At 75.4% G+C, this 19,115-nt stretch carries 19 protein-coding genes; 15 read left to right on the top strand and 4 right to left on the bottom strand.

All coding sequences use genetic code 11. The features are described 5' to 3' along the window. The first annotated feature begins 121 nt into the window (after nucleotides 1-121). From AB0L40_RS18620 to AB0L40_RS18610, 3 genes are read left to right on the top strand one after another with little or no spacing between them, the layout of a single operon-like run. Nucleotides 122-244, top strand: coding sequence for a hypothetical protein (locus tag AB0L40_RS18620; RefSeq protein ID WP_364357849.1), 123 nt, complete (start codon nucleotides 122-124; stop codon nucleotides 242-244). Between the two features lie 39 nt (nucleotides 245-283). Further along, the gene (locus AB0L40_RS18615; RefSeq protein ID WP_364357846.1) at nucleotides 284-964 is read left to right on the top strand and encodes a response regulator transcription factor; all 681 of its coding nucleotides are present in this window, start codon (nucleotides 284-286) and stop codon (nucleotides 962-964) included. Then, a complete protein-coding gene (locus AB0L40_RS18610) occupies nucleotides 961-2,340 on the top strand; it encodes a HAMP domain-containing sensor histidine kinase (protein ID WP_364357843.1) in 1,380 nt (459 codons plus the stop codon). Before AB0L40_RS18615 ends, AB0L40_RS18610 begins: the two co-directional genes overlap by 4 nt. Before the next feature lie 9 nt (nucleotides 2,341-2,349). Here AB0L40_RS18610 and AB0L40_RS18605 read toward each other — a convergent pair whose 3' ends face one another. After that, entirely contained in the window at nucleotides 2,350-2,610 is a 261-nt protein-coding gene (locus tag AB0L40_RS18605) for a Txe/YoeB family addiction module toxin (protein WP_364357840.1), read from the bottom strand. After that, entirely contained in the window at nucleotides 2,607-2,858 is a 252-nt protein-coding gene (locus AB0L40_RS18600) for a type II toxin-antitoxin system prevent-host-death family antitoxin (protein ID WP_364357837.1), read from the bottom strand. Before AB0L40_RS18600 ends, AB0L40_RS18605 begins: the two co-directional genes overlap by 4 nt. A 327-nt stretch (nucleotides 2,859-3,185) precedes the next feature. Here AB0L40_RS18600 and AB0L40_RS18595 point away from each other — a divergent pair, with 327 nt between their 5' ends. From AB0L40_RS18595 to AB0L40_RS18540, 12 genes are all read left to right on the top strand, one after another. After that, nucleotides 3,186-3,707 (top strand): cupin domain-containing protein, encoded by a 522-nt coding sequence (locus tag AB0L40_RS18595; RefSeq protein WP_364357834.1) that lies wholly within the window; start codon nucleotides 3,186-3,188, stop codon nucleotides 3,705-3,707. 141 nt (nucleotides 3,708-3,848) lie between these two features. After that, nucleotides 3,849-4,646 carry a winged helix-turn-helix domain-containing protein gene (locus AB0L40_RS18590; RefSeq protein ID WP_364357831.1) on the top strand — a complete coding sequence of 266 codons (798 nt, stop codon included), beginning with the start codon at nucleotides 3,849-3,851 and terminating at the stop codon, nucleotides 4,644-4,646. After that, entirely contained in the window at nucleotides 4,643-6,175 is a 1,533-nt protein-coding gene (locus tag AB0L40_RS18585) for an acyl-CoA dehydrogenase family protein (RefSeq protein ID WP_364357828.1), read from the top strand. Before AB0L40_RS18590 ends, AB0L40_RS18585 begins: the two co-directional genes overlap by 4 nt. A gap of 175 nt (nucleotides 6,176-6,350) precedes the next feature. Beyond that, nucleotides 6,351-7,484 (top strand): LLM class flavin-dependent oxidoreductase, encoded by a 1,134-nt coding sequence (locus tag AB0L40_RS18580; RefSeq protein WP_364357825.1) that lies wholly within the window; start codon nucleotides 6,351-6,353, stop codon nucleotides 7,482-7,484. Beyond that, complete coding sequence (locus AB0L40_RS18575; RefSeq protein ID WP_364357822.1) at nucleotides 7,481-9,049, top strand: ABC transporter substrate-binding protein; 1,569 nt, start codon at nucleotides 7,481-7,483, stop codon at nucleotides 9,047-9,049. The genes AB0L40_RS18580 and AB0L40_RS18575 overlap by 4 nt, the downstream gene beginning before the upstream one ends. 27 nt (nucleotides 9,050-9,076) lie before the next feature. Continuing rightward, nucleotides 9,077-10,156, top strand: a complete 1,080-nt coding sequence (locus AB0L40_RS18570; RefSeq protein WP_364357819.1) for an ABC transporter permease — start codon at nucleotides 9,077-9,079, stop codon at nucleotides 10,154-10,156. Nucleotide 10,157: 1 nt separating this feature from the next. Further along, nucleotides 10,158-11,219, top strand: coding sequence for an ABC transporter permease (locus tag AB0L40_RS18565; protein WP_364357816.1), 1,062 nt, complete (start codon nucleotides 10,158-10,160; stop codon nucleotides 11,217-11,219). Beyond that, nucleotides 11,209-12,075 (top strand): ABC transporter ATP-binding protein, encoded by an 867-nt coding sequence (locus AB0L40_RS18560; RefSeq protein ID WP_364357813.1) that lies wholly within the window; start codon nucleotides 11,209-11,211, stop codon nucleotides 12,073-12,075. The genes AB0L40_RS18565 and AB0L40_RS18560 overlap by 11 nt, the downstream gene beginning before the upstream one ends. Before the next feature lie 101 nt (nucleotides 12,076-12,176). Then, nucleotides 12,177-13,073 carry an ATP-binding cassette domain-containing protein gene (locus AB0L40_RS18555; RefSeq protein ID WP_364357810.1) on the top strand — a complete coding sequence of 299 codons (897 nt, stop codon included), beginning with the start codon at nucleotides 12,177-12,179 and terminating at the stop codon, nucleotides 13,071-13,073. A gap of 1 nt (nucleotide 13,074) precedes the next feature. Further along, nucleotides 13,075-14,283 carry an LLM class flavin-dependent oxidoreductase gene (locus AB0L40_RS18550; RefSeq protein WP_364357807.1) on the top strand — a complete coding sequence of 403 codons (1,209 nt, stop codon included), beginning with the start codon at nucleotides 13,075-13,077 and terminating at the stop codon, nucleotides 14,281-14,283. Continuing rightward, nucleotides 14,280-15,533: a hypothetical protein gene (locus AB0L40_RS18545; protein WP_364357804.1), complete on the top strand. Its 1,254-nt coding sequence runs from the start codon at nucleotides 14,280-14,282 to the stop codon at nucleotides 15,531-15,533. The genes AB0L40_RS18550 and AB0L40_RS18545 overlap by 4 nt, the downstream gene beginning before the upstream one ends. A gap of 198 nt (nucleotides 15,534-15,731) precedes the next feature. Further along, a complete protein-coding gene (locus tag AB0L40_RS18540) occupies nucleotides 15,732-16,511 on the top strand; it encodes a collagen-like protein (RefSeq protein ID WP_364357801.1) in 780 nt (259 codons plus the stop codon). A gap of 558 nt (nucleotides 16,512-17,069) precedes the next feature. Here AB0L40_RS18540 and fdhD read toward each other — a convergent pair. Continuing rightward, nucleotides 17,070-17,912, bottom strand: a complete 843-nt coding sequence (fdhD, locus tag AB0L40_RS18535; protein WP_364357798.1) for a formate dehydrogenase accessory sulfurtransferase FdhD — start codon at nucleotides 17,910-17,912, stop codon at nucleotides 17,070-17,072. Between the two features lie 385 nt (nucleotides 17,913-18,297). Beyond that, nucleotides 18,298-18,957, bottom strand: coding sequence for a response regulator transcription factor (locus AB0L40_RS18530; protein ID WP_364357795.1), 660 nt, complete (start codon nucleotides 18,955-18,957; stop codon nucleotides 18,298-18,300). Nucleotides 18,958-19,115: the final 158 nt, after the last annotated feature.

Genomic DNA, 19,115 nt, shown 5'->3' with positions numbered 1-19,115 from the left:
GGCGGTTCTCGCGCAGCCAGCGGAACGAGCGCTCCCGCTCCTCGTAGGGACGTGCCCAGAACTCGAGGGAGCTCAGGTCGATGTCCGTATCGGGACCGCGCCGCCCGCGGCCACGGGGACGATGCCGGCCGCACCCGCCGACGGGAACCCGGACGGCGACGGCGCGTCGGGGGCCACGGGCGACAAGTCCGGCGACCCGTGCGCCGGCTCGGTGCACGAGGGCAAGCCCGGCGAGCGCAAGTAGGCTGCGCCCGATGGAGCGCCGAGACCGGACGCCGGGCCGGTGAGGAGCCGGCCGTCGGTCCTGATCGTCGACGACGATCCGGGCATCCGCGGGGCGCTCCGCCGGGGCCTGCAGGCGGAGGGCTTCGCCGTGCGGGACGCCTCCGACGGCCGGCGGGCGCTGGACGAGATCGCCGCCCGCCTCCCCGACGTGGTCGTGCTCGACGTCGCGATGCCGGGCCTCGACGGCGTGGAGACCGTCCGGCGGATCCGCGAGACCGGCCTGACGCTGCCGGTCTGCATGCTCTCGGCGCGGGACCAGGTCGACGACCGCGTCGCCGGTCTCGCCGGGGGCGCCGACGACTACGTCGTCAAGCCGTTCTCGGTGGCCGAGCTGGCCGCCCGGCTGCTGGCGCTCGTCCGGCTGCACGCGCAGCGACCCGCCCGTCCGCTCGTGCTCGGGACGCTGACGATCGACCCCGGCCGGCGGGTCGCCACCCGGGCCGGCCGCGACCTCGGGCTCACGGCCCGCGAGTTCGACTTGCTGCTCGTGCTCGCGCAGCACGCCGGCCGGGTGCTCTCGCGGACGCAGCTGCTCGAGCAGGTCTGGGGCTACACCTGGGACGTCGAGAGCAACGCCGTCGACGTCTTCGTGGGCTACCTGCGCCGGAAGCTCGAGGCGGCCGGCGAGCCGCGGATCGTCCAGACCGTCCGCGGGCACGGGTTCGTGCTGCGCCCGTGAGGCCGCTGCGGGGCCTCCGGGCCCAGGTCACCGTCGCGCTCGCGCTGCTGGTCGCCGTCGTCATGGCCGCCACCGGCGTGGTGATCGTCCAGCGGATCGACCGTCAGGACCGCGCCCGCGTCGACGCGCAGCTGCGGGTGCGCGCGACGAAGGTGCGCACCGACGCCACCAAGCCGCAGGACGGCAAGGCGGACGACGAGCGCAACCGCGTCGACCCGGCCGCGAAGGACGGGGACGCCGGCCTGCTGGCGGGTACGGACGCACTCACCCGCGTGCTCTCGGGCTCGTCCGTCGTGACGCAGCGCGGTGAGGCGGCCGTCGACGCCGGCCCTCCGCCGACCCGCGACGGCTTCTCGACCGTCACGATCGACGGGCAGCCGTGGCGCTCGCTCACCCAGGCGATCCCCGGCGTCCGCGACGGTCGGCTCCAGGTCCTGCAGAGCCTCGATCCGGTGCGGCAACGCGTCGCCGAGAGCCGGAGGCTGATCGCGCTGGTCACCGGGCTCGCGACGCTGGTCGCCGCGCTCGGGGTCTGGCTGATGACGGGCCTGCTGCTGCGCCCGCTGGAGCGGCTCCGGCTCGGGGCGCGGGCGCTGCGCCCGGGCGACCCCGCCGGCACGCGCCTGCCGGCGGTCGACCGCCCCCGCGAGATCGCCGAGCTCTCCCGCACCCTCAACGAGATGCTCGACCGGCTCGCCCAGAGCACCACGGCGACGCGGCGCTTCACGGCCGACGCCGGCCACGAGCTGCGGACCCCGCTGGCGGGCCTCGGGATGGACCTCGAGACCCTGGGACGCCACCCGGGGCTGTCCGCGGAGGACCGCGCCGAGATCGTCGCCGCGATGACCGCCGAGCACGCGCGCGTCGTCGCGCTCCTGGACGGGCTCCAGCGCCTGGCCCGCGGCGACGCCGAGGCCGTGCCCGACCACGAGCAGCTCGACCTCGGGGTGCTCGTCGACGACGCGGTGGCCGGAGCGCGCCGGCGCCACCCGGCGGTCACGTTCGCGACCCGCCCGACGACGGACGGCGGTGAGCTCACCCTCCTGGGCTGGCCGGAGGGGCTGCGGCTCGCGGTCGACAACCTGCTGGACAACGCCGCCCTCCACGGCCGGCGGGACGGAGCGGTGGAGGTCGCGGTCGGCGTCAGCGGCGGCCGGGCGAGGGTGACCGTGGACGACGACGGCCCGGGGATCCCGTCCGACCGGCGGGACGTCGTGCGCGAGCGCTTCGCCCGCGGCGAGGCGCCTCGCAGCCCGGGGTCCGGCCTCGGGCTCGCGCTGGTCGACCAGCAGGCCCGTCTCCACCACGGCGCGCTCCGGCTGGAGGACGCCCCGGCGGGCGGGCTCCGCGCGATCCTCGAGTTCGCGGTTCGCTGAGTGCGCCGCTCAGGATCCGTAGTGGTACCGGCACGCCGCGATGCGCACGCCGTCGTCGACGATCTTGTAGATCAGGCGGTGCTCGTCGGTGATGCGGCGGGACCAGTAGCCGTGGAAGCCGTGCTTCAACGGCTCGGGCTTCCCGATGCCCTCGTTGCCGTTCCGATCGATGTCCTTGATCAACGTGTTGATCCGCCTCAGGACCTTGCGGTCCTGGGTCTGCCACCAGACGTAGTCCGCCCACGCGGCCTCGTCCCAGGTGAGGGTCATTCCGCCAGGTCGTGCTGCTCGCCCTCGCCGGCCTCCAGGCGCTGGATCGAGCCCAGCAGCCGGCGGGCGTTCTCGGGGCTGCGCAGCAGGTACGCGGCCTCCTTGAGCGACTCGTAGTCGTCGAGGGCGACCATCACGACCGGGTCGTGGCCGGCTCGGGTGATCACGACCTCCTCGCGGTCGTCGGTCACGGCGTTGAGCGTCTCGGCGTAGCGGGCTCGCGACTGCGAGTAGGTCATGGTCTTCATGAGGGTCTCCCAGAGCTTGACGTACAACTTGCTGTACGCACGGCAAGATACCGCAAGAAACCGCAAGAAACCGCAAGAACACGGGAAGAAGCCGGAAGAGGACGGCAGGAGTCGCGCATGGAGAGCACAGGTCGGCGCAGCCGTGAAGGGCTCGGCAGGGCGACCGGCCTCGCGCCACGCGGCGTCCGGCCGCGGCGGTCGCCGCCGCGGTTCAACGGACGTTGAACCAATAGGTGCTTAATCTGACCCGGTACAACGGGTTTCCGTCGCCGCCGTGCCTCGCCCGGCGTCGCGACCGGGCCCCGACGCCGACCCCGGAGGATCCTGATGGCCGCCACCGACCACACCACCCCGCCCGCCCCCCCCGACGCGCCCGCCCCGCCGAGCGGCGGCGCGGTCCCCTACTGGCGCCGCCCGCTCGTCCGCTCCCGCCGCGAGGAGCGCTGCGACGACACGCCGCAGACGGGCGGGATGCGGCGCTTCGCCGCGATCTCCGGCGAGCTCACCGGGTCCCAGCGCCTGTGGATGGGCGGCAACACCGTCCGTCCGGGCGAGGCGTCCGACGACCACCACCACGGCGAGGCCGACTCGGGCATCTACATCGTCTCCGGCCACCCGCGCTTCACCTTCCTGGTCGACGGCCGCGAGGAGTCCGTCGAGGCCGCGCCGGGCGACTTCATCTACGTGCCGGCCTACGTGCCGCACCGCGAGGAGAACCCGTCCGCGGACGAGGAGGCCGTCGTCGTACTGGCCCGCTCCACGCCGGAGGAGATCGTGGTGAATCTCCGCGACCTGTGGGACACGACCGGGATCCCGGACGCCGGCGTCGAGGAGCGGCCGGCCTCCTGAGCGCGGCGTCGCGCCGGGCCGCCGGGGGCGCGCAGGTGCGGGGACTTCCCGCTCCGGCGCGCCCTCCGCGGCCCGCACCGCCACGACGGCGGCGCGACGATTCAATTCCCGTAAAACCTTGTCTGGTTTAAGATCTTTCCAATGACGGGTGAAGCAGACCTCGCGGCGGTCGGATCGCTGCTCTCGGATCGGACCCGGGCCACGATCCTCACGACGCTGCTCAACGGCGGGCTGACCCCCGCGTCGAAGCTCGCCGAGCGGGCGGGCGTCTCGCGCTCGCTGGCCAGCTCGCACCTGCGCAAGCTGACCGAGGGCGGGCTGATCACCGTCGAGCCGCTCCGCCGCCAGCGCCTCTACCGCCTGTCGGGTCAGCACGTCGCCGACGCGCTCGAGGTCCTGCTCCTGATGGCCCCGCTCGCGCCGGTCCAGAATCTCAAGTCCTCCCGCGAGCGCGACGGCCTGCGCGAGGCCCGCCTCTGCTACGACCACCTCGCCGGCCGCCAGGGCGTCGCGCTGACCGACGGCCTGCTCGCCGAGCGGCTGCTCGTCCCGAGCCCCGGCGGCTACACCGTGACGCCCCGCGGCGAGTCCGCGCTGCGCACGCTCGACATCGACGTCGCCCTGCTCCGCGACCGCCCGCGCCAGCTGACCCGGGCGTGCATGGACCGCTCCGAGGGTCGCCACCACCTGGCCGGCAGCCTCGGCGCCGCGCTGACGGGCGACCTGCTCCAGCGCGGCTGGCTCCAGTCGCGGGAGGCCAGCCGCGTCGTCAGCCTGACCGGCGCCGGGCGGGTTGGCCTGCGCGACGCCCTCGGGGTCGACGTCGGCACCGCCGACGAGGAGGACGACGTCCCGGCGACGGGCTTCCACGGCCTCGTCGCCCACGGCCACGGCCACCAGCACCTGCACGCCGACCACGCGACCGGGGAGCCGACGTGAGCTCCTCCGCCACGAACGTCGTTCCGGCGGACGTGACCGGCCCGGATCCCGCCGCCACGAGCGTCGTCCCGGCGGACGTGACCAGCGCGAGCGCCGCCGCGCAGGACGTCGTCCGTCCGGCCGGCGCGGGGGAGACCCGCACCCGCTCCGCCGCGCCGCTCCCCGCCGGCGACCCCGCCGCGGTCCTGCGCGCCGCCGACCTCGTCGCCGCGCGGATCGCCCCGCACGCCGCCGAGCACGACCGCACCGGCGTCTTCGCCCCCGACAACGTCGACGCGCTCTGGGACGCCGGCCTCGGCGCCCTGACCCTGCCCGCCGTCCTGGGCGGCACCGGCGCGAGCCTGTCCACCGCGACCGAGGCCGTCTCGCGCGTCGCCGCCGCGGACCCGGCGACCGCGCTGGTCTGGGTCATGCACCTGCTCCAGCTGCAGCTGCTCGGCGCGCCCGAGACCGCGGCGGACTGGGACCCGGCGCTGCGCGACGAGCTCGTCGCCGACGTCCTCGCCGGCCCCGCCCTGGTCAACGCGCTGCGGGTCGAGCCCGACCTCGGCACCCCGGCCCGCGGTGGCGTCCCCGCCACCCGCGCGCACCGCACGACCGACGCCGCCGGCGCCGTCGCCTGGCGGGTCAGCGGCCACAAGACGTTCGTCACCGGCAGCGTCGGCCTGCGCTGGCTCGCCGTCTGGGCCGCCGCGGAGGACGCCGACGGCGCGCCGCTCGCCGGGCCCGTCCTGATCCGCGCCGACAGCCCGGGCGTCGAGATCCGCGAGACCTGGGACCACGTCGGGCTGCGCGCGTCCGCCAGCCACGACGTGCTGCTGCACGACGTCCTCGTGCCCGGGCACCACGCCGTCGGCCTCGCCGCGCCGGGCGCGGACTCGCCCGTCCGCCGCGGCGCGCTGGCGGCCTGGGCGACCGGCCTGCTGACGGCCGTCTACGTCGGCGTCGGCCGCTCGGCGCTCGCCGACCTGGCCACCCACCTGCGGGAGCGCGTGCCGAGCAACCTCGGTGCGCCGCTGTCGACCGTCCCGCGGCTGCAGGCGGAGACCGGCGAGGTCCGCGCCCAGCTGCTGGTCGCCGAGACCCTCGTCTCCGACCTGGCCCGCGACGCCGACCGCGGCGGCGCCCACGCCGACGCGGCCGCCGAGCGTGCCGGCCTGGTCAAGACGCTCGCCACCCGCGCCGTCGTCGAGGCCGCCCGCCGCGCCGCCGGCGCCGTCGGCAACGCCGGCCTGACCCTGCACCACCCGCTCCAGCGCCACCTGCGCGACGCCCTGTGCGGCCCGGTCCACACGCCGCAGGACGACACCGTCCTGCGGCAGGCCGGGCGGACCGTGCTGGAGGCGGCGCCGCCCGCTGCCCCGTCGATCCCGGTGGCCGACCGCGTCGCCACCGTCGACCGCCCCGGCTCCGATCGCGCCGCGGCCACCCCCGGCTCCGGCGTCCCGCGCCCCTCCGGCGGCACCGCGGACACCGCGAGGGACCGCGCCGGTCCCGGCACGCAGTGTCCCCGGGCGGCCCCGTCCTAGACGGCGTCGCCGCGTCCGCCGCGGATCCCGCCCCGACCCCAGCGTCCGGGGCCGGTCCGCCCGCCTCATCCCCCAGGTCGCAGCCCTCGCCGGACGGCGAGGACGCCGGCCTGCCCGAACGTCCCGGAGCCCCGCGCTCCCACCCTCCTCCCACACCGCCACGAAGGACCCCGAGATGCCCGTCGAGTTCATCGGTCTCATCAGCACCAACGACGCGTCCGAGACGCACCAGTCCTCCGGCCCGCTGGTCGACCTCGCCTATACGCGGAAGTTCGCCCGCGCCCACGAGGACGCGGACTTCGACCGCGTCCTGATCGGCTACTCGTCGGGCTCGCCCGACAACCTCCAGGTCGCCGCGTTCGCCGCGCAGAACACCGAGCGGCTCGGCTACCTCGTCGCGCACCGCCCCGGCGTCGTCCAGCCGACCACGGCCGCGCGCTCCTTCGCCACGCTCGACCAGTTCGCCCAGGGCCGGATCGCGCTGCACACGATCACCGGCGGCTCCGACGCCGAGCAGCGCCGCGACGGCGACCACCTGCCGAAGGCCGAGCGCTACGCCCGCAGCCAGGAGTACCTGCAGATCCTCAAGCGCGTGTGGACGGAGACCGAGCCGGTCGACCACCACGGCCGCTTCTACGACTTCGAGGACTTCCTCCTCTCCGTCCGCCCGTTCCAAGAGCCGCGGATCCCGATCTACTTCGGCGGCTCGTCCGACGACGCCTACCGCGTCGGCGGCGCCGAGGCCGACACGTACGCGCTGTTCGCGCAGCCGCTGGACCAGATCGCCGAGGAGATCGCCCGCGTTCGCGCCGCCGCGAAGGACGCCGGCCGCACCGACGTCCCCGGCATCAGCGTGTCGTTCCGCCCGATCCTCGGCGCCACGGAGGACCTGGCGTGGGAGCGCGCCCACCGCATCCTCGACACCACGAAGGAGCGGATCGAGGCCGGCAAGGGCATCAAGGAGTACCGCCGCTTCCTCGGCGACGGCGCCCGCAGCGTCGGCTCGCAGCGCCAGCTCGACGCCGCCGCCCGCGGCGAGCGCCACGACCGCGCCCTCTGGACCCCGCTGGCCGCCGCCACCGGCGCGCCCGGCAACACCACCGCCCTGGTCGGCACGCCCGAGACCGTCGCCCAGGCGCTCCTGGACTACGTCGACATCGGCGTCACCACCATCCTGATCCGCGGCTTCGACCCGTACGACGACGCGATCGACTACGGCCGCGAGCTCATCCCGCGCGTCCGCGCCGGCGTCGCCGAGCGCGACGCCGCCAATGGCGCATCCACTCCCAACCAGCAGGTCGCCGCATGAGCACCCCCCGCTTCACCCTGACCCGCGGCGGCCTGCTGGCCGCGGGCGCCGCCGTCGTCCTCGCCGTCGCGGGCTGCGGCTCGGGCGACGACGCCACCACGAACGCCTCGGCGTCGGGCAAGACGTCGACCGCCGAGGGCGGCACCCTGCGCTGGGCGATCAACGCCAACGCGTCCTGGGACCCGGTCACCTCCGCCGCCGGCAACGAGGTCCGCCACCTCGGCCTCGTCTACGAGGCGCTGACGAAGATCGACGAGCAGGGCAAGCCGACCCCGGGCCTCGCCACGAAGTGGGCGTTCTCCCAGGGCGGCAAGGTCCTCACGTTCACGCTGCGGCCGAACGTGACGTTCACCGACGGCGCGCCGCTGAACGCGAAGGCCGTCAAGACGAACCTCGACCGCGCGCAGCACCAGGACGGCTCCGTCCTCGTCCAGCTGCTCGCGAACGTGAGGAAGGTCAAGGCCGTCGACGCGTCGACCGTCGAGCTCGACCTCTCCCAGCCCGACTACGGCCTGCCGCTGGTGCTCGGCGGCAAGGCCGGCATGCAGGTCAGCCCGAAGGCGATCGCGGCCGGCGTGTCCAAGCTGCCGCAGAAGCCCGTCGGCGCCGGCCCGTTCAAGCTCACGAAGTTCGTCCCCGACGCGTCCTCGACCCTCGTCAAGAACCCCGGCTACTGGGACGCCAAGGAGATCCACCTGGGCGGCGTCGACCTGCAATACATCAACGACCCGCAGGCCGTCCTCGCCGGGCTGCAGTCCGGCAGCATCGACCTCGCGAGCTCCACGGGCAGCCAGGTCGCGGCCTCCAAGCGCGCCGGCCTCGGCGTCGAGCAGTTCCCGAGCCTCGGGGTGACGTCGATCGAGATCAACGACGCGATCAAGCCGTTCGACAACCACAAGGTCATCGAGGCGATCAACTACGCGATCGACCGCGAGGCGCTCATCCGCACCCAGAGCGGCGGCATCGGCGACCCCGCCTACCAGCCGTTCCCCAAGGGCTACGTCGGCTACAGCCCCGAGGTCGGCAACCTCTACCCGCACGACCCGGCCAAGGCCAAGGAGCTGCTGAAGGAGGCCGGCTATCCCAACGGCCTGACGATCCCGATCACGTACTTCGACGTCCCGCCGTACAAGGGCCTGACGGAGCAGCTGCAGGCGCAGCTGGCCGCGGTCGGCATCAAGAGCAAGCTCTCCACGCTGCCGCTCGCGCAGGCCGCCGAGCGCGTCTACGTCAAGCACGACGTCGCGTTCAACCCCAACGGCATCGTCGGCCGCGAGTCGCCGCTGCAGATGCTCGACGTGCAGTACGGCAAGGACGGCCTGCTGAACCCCGGCCGCAAGGCGAGCCCGGAGCTGACGAAGGCGATCTCCGACGCGGGGCAGCTGCCGCTCGACGACCCGAAGTACCCGGCGGCCCTGCAGGCCGTGACCGCGCGCGCCGCCAAGGAGAGCGCCGTCGCGTTCCTCTACACGCAGCCGACGATCCTGGTCCACACGGACAAGGTCTCGGGCCTGCGCCCCTACATCGTCGCCACGCGCCTGGAAGGCGTGCGGCTCGACAAGTAGCCCACGGACGAGGACGAGGAGCAGCGCATGAGCACCACGACCATCCCGGGACCCGGGACCGGATCCCGCCCGACCGGAGGCCGGCCCGCGGCCCCCCGCCGGGCGGGCGGTCCTGAGGGGCCGCGCTCGTCGACCGGGCTGCTCCGTCAGCTGCGCCGCCGGACGGCGCGTCCGGGCCGCGCGCTGCTCCTCGGCGTGGTGCCCGTCGCGCTGATCTCCACGTTCATCGTCTTCCTGATGACGTACCTGGCGTCCGCGAACCCCGCGGCCCAGAAGCTCGGCGAGAACGCGACGCCCGAGGCGATCGCGCGGCTGAACCACTCGTGGGGCCTCGACCGCGGGTTCTTCGAGCAGTACGTCTCGTGGCTCGGCCACGCCGTCACCGGCGACCTCGGCACCTCGTACTTCACGGACACGTCGGTGGGCGAGGCGATCGCCCAGCGCCTGCCGATCGACTTGGCGCTGACCATCGTCGCGATCGTCACCGCGATCGTCCTCGGCTTCGCCGCCGGCACGATCGCCGCGGTCCGCCGCGGCGGGATCGTCGACCGGGTCGTCACGCTCGTCGCGTCGGTCCTGATCACGATCCCCGAGTTCTGGCTCGCGATCATGGCCGTCGTCCTCTTCTCGGTGACGCTCGGCTGGCTGCCGTCCGGCGGCTGGGTGCCGTTCCACCAGGACCCCTGGCAGTGGCTCCAGCACGTGCTGCTGCCCGGCGTCTCGCTCGGCCTGACCGTCGCCGCGCAGGTCGCGCGGCAGCTGCGCGGGTCGCTCGTCTCGGCGCTCGACGAGGACTACGTCGTCGGCGCCCGCGTCCGCGGCCTGTCGCCGCGGCGCATCCTCTTCGGCCACGCGCTGCGCAACGCCGCGGCGCCGGCGATCGCCACCGTCGGCCTCGCCGTGCCGACGCTGCTCGGCGGCGCGGTCATCGCGGAGTCGATCTTCGGGCTCCCCGGGCTCGGGCAGTACGCGCTCAACGGCGCGCAGAGCCACGACGTGCCCGTCATCCAGGGCGTCCTCGTGGCCACCATCGCGATCGTCCTGATCTCCAACGTCGTCGTCGACGCGCTGCTCGCGCGCCTGCGGCCCGCCACCCGGAAGGCCTGACATGGACACGTTCCGCCGCACCTTCGCCACGACGTACGTCCGCGTCGCCGGCGTCGTCCTGCTCCTCGTCCTGATCGTCGCGGTCTTCGGCGGCGCGCTCGCCCCGGACGACCCGCTCGGCCAGGGCGACGCGATCTTCGCCCACGCCGGCACGTCGGGCCACCTCCTCGGCACCGACTACGTCGGGCGCGACGTCCTCTCCCGCCTGCTCTCCGGCGCCGGGGCGTCGGTGCTCAGCGCCGCCGCCATGGTCGGCGTCGGGCTGCTGCTCGGCGCGATCCCCGGCGTCCTCTCGGCCTTCGCGGGCCGCTGGGCGGAGTTCGGGCTCCTGCGCTTCACCGACGCGATGATGGCGCTGCCGCCGATCGTCTTCGCGATCGCGATCGCCGGCCTCTTCACCAACGGCCAGGTCGGCGCGATCATCGCCATCGGCGTCCTGCTGGCGCCCCGCTTCTTCCGGATCGCGCGCGCCGAGACGCTCGGCTTCGCGCACCAGCAGTACGTCGAGGCCGCCACGCTGCTGGGCGCCTCGCGCACCTGGATCGTCCGCCGGCACATCTGGCGCAAGGTGCTGCCGACGATCGCCGTCACCACCGCGACGTCCGCCGGCTACGCCGTCCTGGCCGCCGCGAGCCTGGGCTTCCTCGGCCTCGGCGTCCAGGCGCCGGACCCGACGTGGGGCGGCATGCTCGCCGCGAACGTCGAGCACCTGGCCGAGGACTCCTGGGCCCCGATCTGGCCCGGCCTCTTCATCGCGCTGACCGCCTGGTCGCTGAACGCCCTGGCCGACGGCCTGCGCGACGGCCTCGCGGCCGAGTCGGGCCTCGTGCGCGGCGCGGTCGACGACCCCGACGCGCTGCTGGCGGGCGTCGTGCCCGCGGCGGACGACCCGCACGCCCGCGACCTCGCGGCCGACGGCGCCGCCTCCGGTGGCCCGGACGGGACCGGCGACCGGGACCACGCGGCGGACCCGGCGCCCGGCGGTGACGGTCGCGTCCCCGTCGGGGCCGGCGCGCACGGGCGACCGGGCGCCGGACGGGAGGGGGTGCGCGATGTCGGCTGATCTCGCGACCCGCCCCGAGGCCGCCGCACCGGTCGCCGGCGAGCCCCTCCTCGAGGTCCGCGGCCTGCGGATCGCCGTCCCCGGCGCCGACGGCCCGGTCGACGCGGTCCACGGCGTCGACCTGCGGATCGGCCGCGGCGAGTCGCTCGGCCTCGTCGGCGAGTCTGGCTCCGGCAAGACGCTGACCTGCCGCGCGGTGCTCGGCGTCCTGCCCGGCCGCTGCACCGTCGCCGGCGGCACGATCGACCTCGGCGGCACCGACCTGGCGACCCTGTCTGCGAAGGGCTGGCGCGACGTCCACGCCCTGCGGATCGGTGCGGTCTTCCAGGACCCCGCGTCGTACCTGAACCCCTCCCAGAGCGTGGGGCGCCAGCTGGCCGAGGTGCTGCGCATCAAGACCGGGCTCGGCCGCCGCGCGGCCAAGGCCCGCGCGATCGAGCTCCTGACCGCCGTCGGCCTGAAGCGCCCCGAGGTCGTCTACGACCAGATCCCCGCGCACCTCTCCGGCGGCATGCAGCAGCGGGCGATGCTCGCGATCGCGATCTCCTGCGATCCGCAGCTGCTGATCGCCGACGAGCCGACCACCGCGCTGGACGTCAAGACGCAGGCGGAGATCGTCGCGCTGCTGCGCGGCCTGCGCGAGTCGATCGGCCTGTCGCTGCTGTTCGTCAGCCACGACCTCGCCGTGGTCACCGAGCTCTGCGACCGGATCGCGGTCTTCCAGGGCGGCCGGATCGTCGAGGAGGCCGCGACCGCGGACCTGCTCGCCGGCCGCGCTACGCACCCCTACACGCGCTCGCTGCTGCGGGCCGCAGGACTGGAAACGACCGTCCGGGAGGACGCTGATGTCGCCTGACCGCAGGACGCCGCAGGCGAGGCTGGACGCCGACGCCGTCCGAGGACCGGAAACGCCGGCCCGCAGTGCCGGATGGACGGCCGTCCGCGGGGAGGCCTCCGATGTCCGCTGACACCGCCGTCCTCGAGCGCGACGCCCCGACGCCGGCCCCCGCCGACGCCCTCCTGCGCGTCGCCGGCCTGCACGCCTACCTCGGCGGGCAGGGCGGCACCGACGGGCACCACGTCCTGCGCGGCGTGGACTTCCACGTCGGCCCGTCGGAGGTCGTCGGCATCATCGGCGAGACCGGCTCGGGCAAGACGACGCTGGCCCGCGCGATCGCGGGGCTCGTCGACACCGACGCCGGATCGATCGACCTGGACGGCGAGGACCTCACGCGCCTCGGCCACGGCCGCCTCCGGCGCGCGCACCGCCGCGCGGGGAACCTGCAGCTCGTCTTCCAGGACCCGCTGCGCTCGCTCGATCCGGCGCTGCGCGTCGAGGAGATCGTCACCGAGGGCCTCGCGATCCGCGGCCGCCTGAGCGCGGCGGAGCGCCGCGCCGAGGCGGTGCGCGCGCTCGAGCTCGTCGGCCTCGACGAGTCGCTGCTGCAGCGGGTCCCGCGCGACGTCTCCGGCGGCCAGCGCCAGCGCGTCGCGATCGCCCGCGCACTCGCCACCCGCCCGCGCCTGATCGTGTTCGACGAGCCCGTCTCGGCGCTCGACGCGACCAGCCGCGAGTCCGTCCTGCGGATGCTCGGCGCCCTCCGCGACGAGCTCGGCACCGCGCTCGTGGTGATCAGCCACGACCTCACCAGCATGGTCGGCGTCGTCGACCGCGTCGTCGTCCTCTACGAGGGCACCGTCGTCGAGGAGGGGCCCACCGACCGGGTCCTCCGCGATCCCCAGCACGAGTACACGCGGCTGCTGCTCGCCGCCGCGCCCGCCACCGTCCGCCGGCGCCTCGACGCCCGCACGGCGGCCACCCCGTCCGAAGTGTCCATCCCCCGGGAGTCCTGACATGCCCGTCGAGTTCATCGGTGCCGTCCTCACCAACCGCGCCTCGGAGATCCACGACGGCGGACCGCCCGTCGACCGCGAGTACTTCCGTCGCATCGTCCGCGCCCACGAGGACGGCGACTTCGACCGCGCCCTCGTCGCGCTCGCGTCGACGATCGCCGAGCCGATGCAGGTCGCCGCGGACGCCGCCGCCCACAGCGAGCGCCTCGGCTTCCTGATCGCGCACCGCCCGGGCTTCATCGCGCCGACCGTCGTCGCCCGCCAGTACGCGACGCTCGACCAGTTCAGCGGCGGCCGCGTCGCCCTGCACACGATCTCCGGCGGCGTCGACGCCGAGCAGCGCCGCGACGGCGACTTCCTCGAGAAGGCCGACCGCTACGCGCGCTCCGAGGAGTTCCTCCAGGTGCTCAAGCGCGCCTGGACGTCGACCGAGCCGTTCTCGCACGAGGGCCGCTTCTACCGCTTCGAGGACTTCGTCCTGGCGACGCCGCCCTTCCAGCAGCCGCGGATCCCGCTCTTCTTCGGCGGCTCGTCGGACGTCGCGTTCCGGATCGGCGCCACCGAGGCCGACACGCACGCGCTGTTCGCCCTGCCGCCCGCGCAGCTCGCCGCGGAGATCGCGAAGATCCGCGCGGCCGCGGCCGCCGCCGGCCGCGCCGAGCCGCCGCGCATCAGCGTCTCGTTCCGCCCGATCCTCGGGGCCACGGAGGAGCTCGCCTGGGCCCGCGCCGAGCGGATCCTCGAGACCACGAAGGCCCGGATCGCCGCCGGCGGCAACCTGCAGACCTTCCGCGGCCGCCCGGCCGAGGGCCCGAGCGAGGGCTTCCGGCGCCAGCTCGAGGCCGCCGAGCAGGGCCCGCGCCACGGCAAGGCGCTGTGGACGGAGCTCGCCGCCGCCCTCGGCGCCGGCGGCAACTCGACCGCGCTGGTCGGCACGCCGGAGACCATCGCCGAGGCGCTCCTGGAGTACGTCGACCTCGGCGTCACCACGCTCCTGATCCGCGGCTACGACCCGCTCGACGACGCCATCGACTACGGCCGCGACCTGATCCCGATCGTCCGGCAGGAGGTCGCGCGCCGCGACCGCGAGCGGGTGGCCGCCGGCGAGCCGCTGATCGGCGCCGCCCCGGTCGGCGGGGCCGGATGGCGCGAGGACGCGGGCCTGATCCCGCGCAGCGTCGAGCCCGCCCGAGAGGCGGTGGCCGCGTGAGCGCCGGGGAGGACCGGGGCGCGGCGGGCGAGCGGGACGCGGCCGGTCCGGGCGCGACGTCCGCGACCGGCGCGACGCCGGCCGGGGGCGCTGCGGGAACGGCGACCGGACGGGACGCCGTCTCCGTGGCCGCCGGCGCGCCTTCGGCCGACCGGCCCCTGATCGAGGTCGTGGAGTTCACGGACCCCGGGTGCGTGTGGTCCTGGGGCAGCGAGCCACGCCTGCGCTGGTTGCGCCGACACTACGGCGACCAGCTCTCCTGGCGCCGGGTGTTCGGCGTGCAGGTCGACGACCTGGCCCGCACCCATCCGACGCGCGACGCGGTCCGCGACGCAGGCGCGTTCCGCGACGAGTGGCTCGTCGTCGCCGAGCACACCGACGCGCCCGTCCCCGTCCGCCTGGAGCGCATGCACCGCTCGACGCTCCCGGCGTCGTACGCGGTGCGGGCGGCGGAGCGGCAGGACGCCGAGCGTGATGCGGCCGAACGCGATGCGGCCAGGTCGTCGGACGCGGCGGGTCCCGGCGCGGCGGGGACGTCGGATGCGGCGGGTCCCGGCGCGGTGGCGTCGTCCGCCGGTGGACGGGGTGCCGAGCGCGCCTCGACCGCCGGCGACCGGGCCACGCCCGGCACCGCCGTCCCCGCGGCGGGCGACGGGATCGCCGACCGCGTCCTGCGGCGCCTGCGCGAGTCCGTCTTCGTCCACGGCCGCCCGGCGGACACGTCCGAGCGGCTGGTCGAGGCGCTCGCGGGCATCGAGGGCCTCGACCTCGAGCGGCTGCTGCGCGACGTCGACGACCCCGAGATCCACCGCGGCCTCCAGGCCGACTGGGAGGCCACCCGCAACCCGCACCCCGCCGTCGTCGGCCGCACGGGCCCCGGCCCGAACCCCGGCGCGGCGAAGCAGGACGGCGAGCGCGTCCGCTACGGCTTCCCGACGCTGATCGTGCGCGGGCCGGCCGGCGAGCAGGTGATCGCGGGCTGGAACGACGTCGAGACGCTCACCGGCATCCTCGAGGCGGCCGGCGTGCAGCCGGTCGACGTCACCGCCGTGCTGGAGCCGGACGAGGCGCTGGCCCGGTACCGCACGCTGACGGCGGAGGACCTCCGTCTGTCGACCGGCGGCCGCGAGCCCCGCGACGCCGTCCGCATCGAGACGGCGACCACCCCGCTCTGGGTCCACCCGGACGAGGTCGGCCCGGTCGGCGGCGTCGAGGGCGCGCGGGTCGGCTCGGCGGTGGCCGCGGACTGACCGCGGAAGGGAGGGACGGCCGGGCGGCCGTCCCCGAACACCCCCGGGCGTGACCGATGACGCGCCCCCGGGACGAACGTGACGTACGACGCGTTCGCGGCGTGATCGAGGGCTGCGACGCGGGTCTGGATCGGCGGGAATCTCCATCCATCGAGCGAGGGGCATCCGGCCCACCGCACCAGACCACGGAGTTCCACCATGTTCCGCACCGCCCGCAACACCGACGTCGCCGCCTCCACCACCGAGTCCGAGACGCCCCGCCGTCGGCGCATCACGTCCGCCCACGTCCTGGCCGGCGCCGCCCTGTTCGTCGCCCTCGGCGGCACCTCCTACGCCGCCGTCTCGCTGCCGTCCAACTCGGTCGGCTCCAAGCAGGTCAAGGCGAACTCGCTGCAGTCCAGCGACATCAAGAACAACGCGATCACCTCGAGCGACGTCAAGGACGGCTCGCTGCTGAAGAAGGACTTCAAGAGCGGCGAGCTCCCGGCCGGCGCCAAGGGCGACACCGGCGCCACCGGCGCGAAGGGCGACACGGGCGCCAAGGGCGACAAGGGCGACACCGGCGCCGCGGGCTCCGACGCCGTCCCGAACGTCACGCTCTCCTCGCTGCCCAACGCGGTGACGGTCACGGGCGCGACGTTCACGACGATCGCGCCGCTGACGCAGAACATCACGATCCCCGACGGCGCCCCGCGCCGGATCCTGGCGACGGTCGCCGGCGAGTCGCAGTGCAGCGTCGCGGGCTACTGCAGCCTCCGGATCCTCGTCGACGGCACCGAGCTGACCCCGAACGTCGGCAGCGACTTCGCCGTCAACACCAGCGGCGGCACCACCTGGGTCGGCGTCAGCGTCCAGCGCTACAGCGGCGTTCTGGCCCCGGGCGCGCACACGGTGACCGTCCAGCACGCCGGCACCTCCGGCACCACGGAGCACCGCTTCGACGACGCGACGCTCTCGGTCACGCAGGTCCAGGGCTGATCCACCCACCCCTCGCGCCGCGCCCCGCACCCGGGGCGCGGCCACCGACTTCCGGGGCGACCGCGTGGGTCGCCCGGAGGGGTTCCGGCAGCACCGGCGTCCCCGGGGCCGGGAACCAGGCCCGTCCCCGGGGCCCACTCGAGCAGCACCAGCACCGCGACGGCGGGCCCCCGGGCCCGCCGTCGTCGACGTTCCGGGGCCGCGTAGCGTCGGGGGCGGCCGTCGCGGAGGCGCCGACGCGGCCCGTCCCGTCGCCATCGGGTTCGGTACCGGTGAGGTACGCAACTCGACGAGGCGAGGGGCCGGCGGGCGAGGCGCTCCGTCGCCATCGGGTTCGGTACCGGTGAGGTACGCAACTCGATGAGGCATGGCCCCGGCCGGCCAGGCCGCTCCGTCGCCATCGGGTTCGGTACCGGTGAGGTACGCAACTCGACGAGGCGAGGGGCCGGCTGGCGAGGCCGCTCCGTCGCCATCGGGTTCGGTACCGCCGAGGTGTGGAACTCGACGACGCCCGCCGCCCCGCCGCCAGGCGCCCGGCCCCGCGACGTCCCCGCCCCGTCAGGCCCGAGCGACGCTCAGGACCCGGCCGGGGTGCGAGTACAGCGTCGCCCGCCCGTCGCGGACGAACGCCGCCAGCGTGATCCCCAGCCGCTCGGCCGTCCGCACCGCCAGGCTCGACGGGGCCGAGACCGCGACCACGACCGGGATCCCCGCCGCAGCGGTTTTCTGGACCAGCTCGTAGGAGACCCGGCCCGACAGCACGACGATCCCGTCGTCGTCCGTCGCGCCCGCGAGGAAGCGCGCGCCCAGCGCCTTGTCCAGGGCGTTGTGGCGCCCGACGTCCTCGCGCACGACCCGCGGGACGCCGTCGGCGCCGAAGACGCCGGCCCCGTGGCTGCCGCCCGTCCGCCCGAACAGCGATTGCTCCGCCCGCAGTGCGTCCGGCAGGCCGGCCAGCAGCGCGGCGTCGACCGTCGTCGTCGCGACCACCGCCGGCACGCGTTCGCAGAGGTCGTCGATCGACGCCGTGCCGCAGACCCCGCAGCTGGCGGTCGCCATCAGGCTGCGCGCGGCGAGCTCCCGCCGCGGCGGCCGGCGCAGGTGCACCGTGACGACGTTGTAGTGCTGCTCCTCGACGTCCGTGCAATAACGGATCTCCGCCAGGTCGTCGGAGGTCGCGATCACGCCTTCCGCCCGCAACAGGCCCGCCGCGAGTTCGAAGTCCTCGCCCGGCGTCCGCATCGTCGCCGTCGTCACGAGCACCGTCCCGTCGGGCCCGGCGACCCGGATCTCGAGCGGCTCCTCGCCGACGAGCCGCTCACGCCCCGACCGCTCGCCGGAGGCGTCGATCACCGTGGCGGCAGCGCGCGCGACACGGCGGCCGCTGGACGGGACGGGCATGGGCGACACGCTACTGCGGGGGACCGGCCGGCCCGTGGGGGTGCGGATGGACGGCCCGCCACGCGGACCGGCGGGCCCCGGGCCGCCGACGACGATCGTCCGAACGGATCGGGCCGCGGCGCGCACCGGCGGACCCCCGCGCGCCGACGAGGGTCGTCCGGCCGGGTCGGGCCCGCGACGCGCGTCGGCCCGCGGGGTTTCGCGGGGTTCGCGGGTCGAGCGTGCGGTCCTTCGTCTCAGAGCAGGACGAGCGCACTCTCGATCGCCCCGACCCCCGATCGCCCCGACGCCGACCCCGACCCCGGCCTCGACCCCCGACCGCCCCGACGCCCGACCGCCCCGCTCCCGGCGGTACCTCGCCGGCGCAGCCCCACCCGCCGCCGGCTCAGCCCCCGCCGAGCCGCCCCGGCGTCAGCAGGCCGCGCTCGTAGGCCTCCGCCACCGCCGCCGCCCGGTCGCTGACGCCGAGCTTCGCGTAGAGGTGCAGGAGGTGGGTCTTGATCGTGGCCTCGGAGACGAACAGCGCCTTCGCGGCCTCGCGGTTGGTCGTGCCGCGGGCGACGAGGGTCAGGACCTCGAGCTCGCGGTCGGTCAGCGGGTCGCGATCCGGCGAGCGGACGCGGCCGAGCAGCCGGGCGGCGACCGAGGGTGCGAGCACCGACTCGCCGCGCGCGGCGGCGCGGACGCCGCGGAAGAGCTCCTCGCGCGGGGCGTCCTTGAGCAGGTAGCCCGTCGCGCCGGCCTCGATCGCGGGCAGCACGTCGCGGTCCGTGTCGAAGGTGGTGAGCACGAGGACGCGGGCGGGGAGGCCCAGGCGCCGCAGCTCGGCGGTCGCCGCCACGCCGTCGGTCCCGGGCATGCGGAGGTCCATCAGCACGACGTCGGGGGCCCGGCGCCGCGCCAGCGCGACGCCCTCGGCCCCATCGGACGCGGTGCCGACGACCTCGAAGCCGTCCTCGCCGCGGAAGAGCCCGGAGAGCCCGTCGCGCACGACCGGGTGGTCGTCGACGATCAGGACCCGGATCGGCTGCTCGTCGGCGCTCACGTGCGGGCCTTCCCGCACCGGGTCGGTGCGCGTCCAGGGGCTCCGCCGATCGGGGCGCGGAGCGATCGGTCTCCGAGGCCGGTCGTGCCCCGGCGGTGCACCTCGTGGATGATGGACCAAGGCGGCCGCACGAGCGTGTCGGACCTCGTGTCGATGGT

This window comes from Patulibacter sp. NPDC049589, from assembly GCF_040675535.1.
Classification (GTDB): Bacteria; Actinomycetota; Thermoleophilia; order Solirubrobacterales; family Solirubrobacteraceae; genus Patulibacter.
Note: the sequence above shows the minus strand (reverse complement) of the source record. Positions and strands in the feature narration are given on the sequence as shown.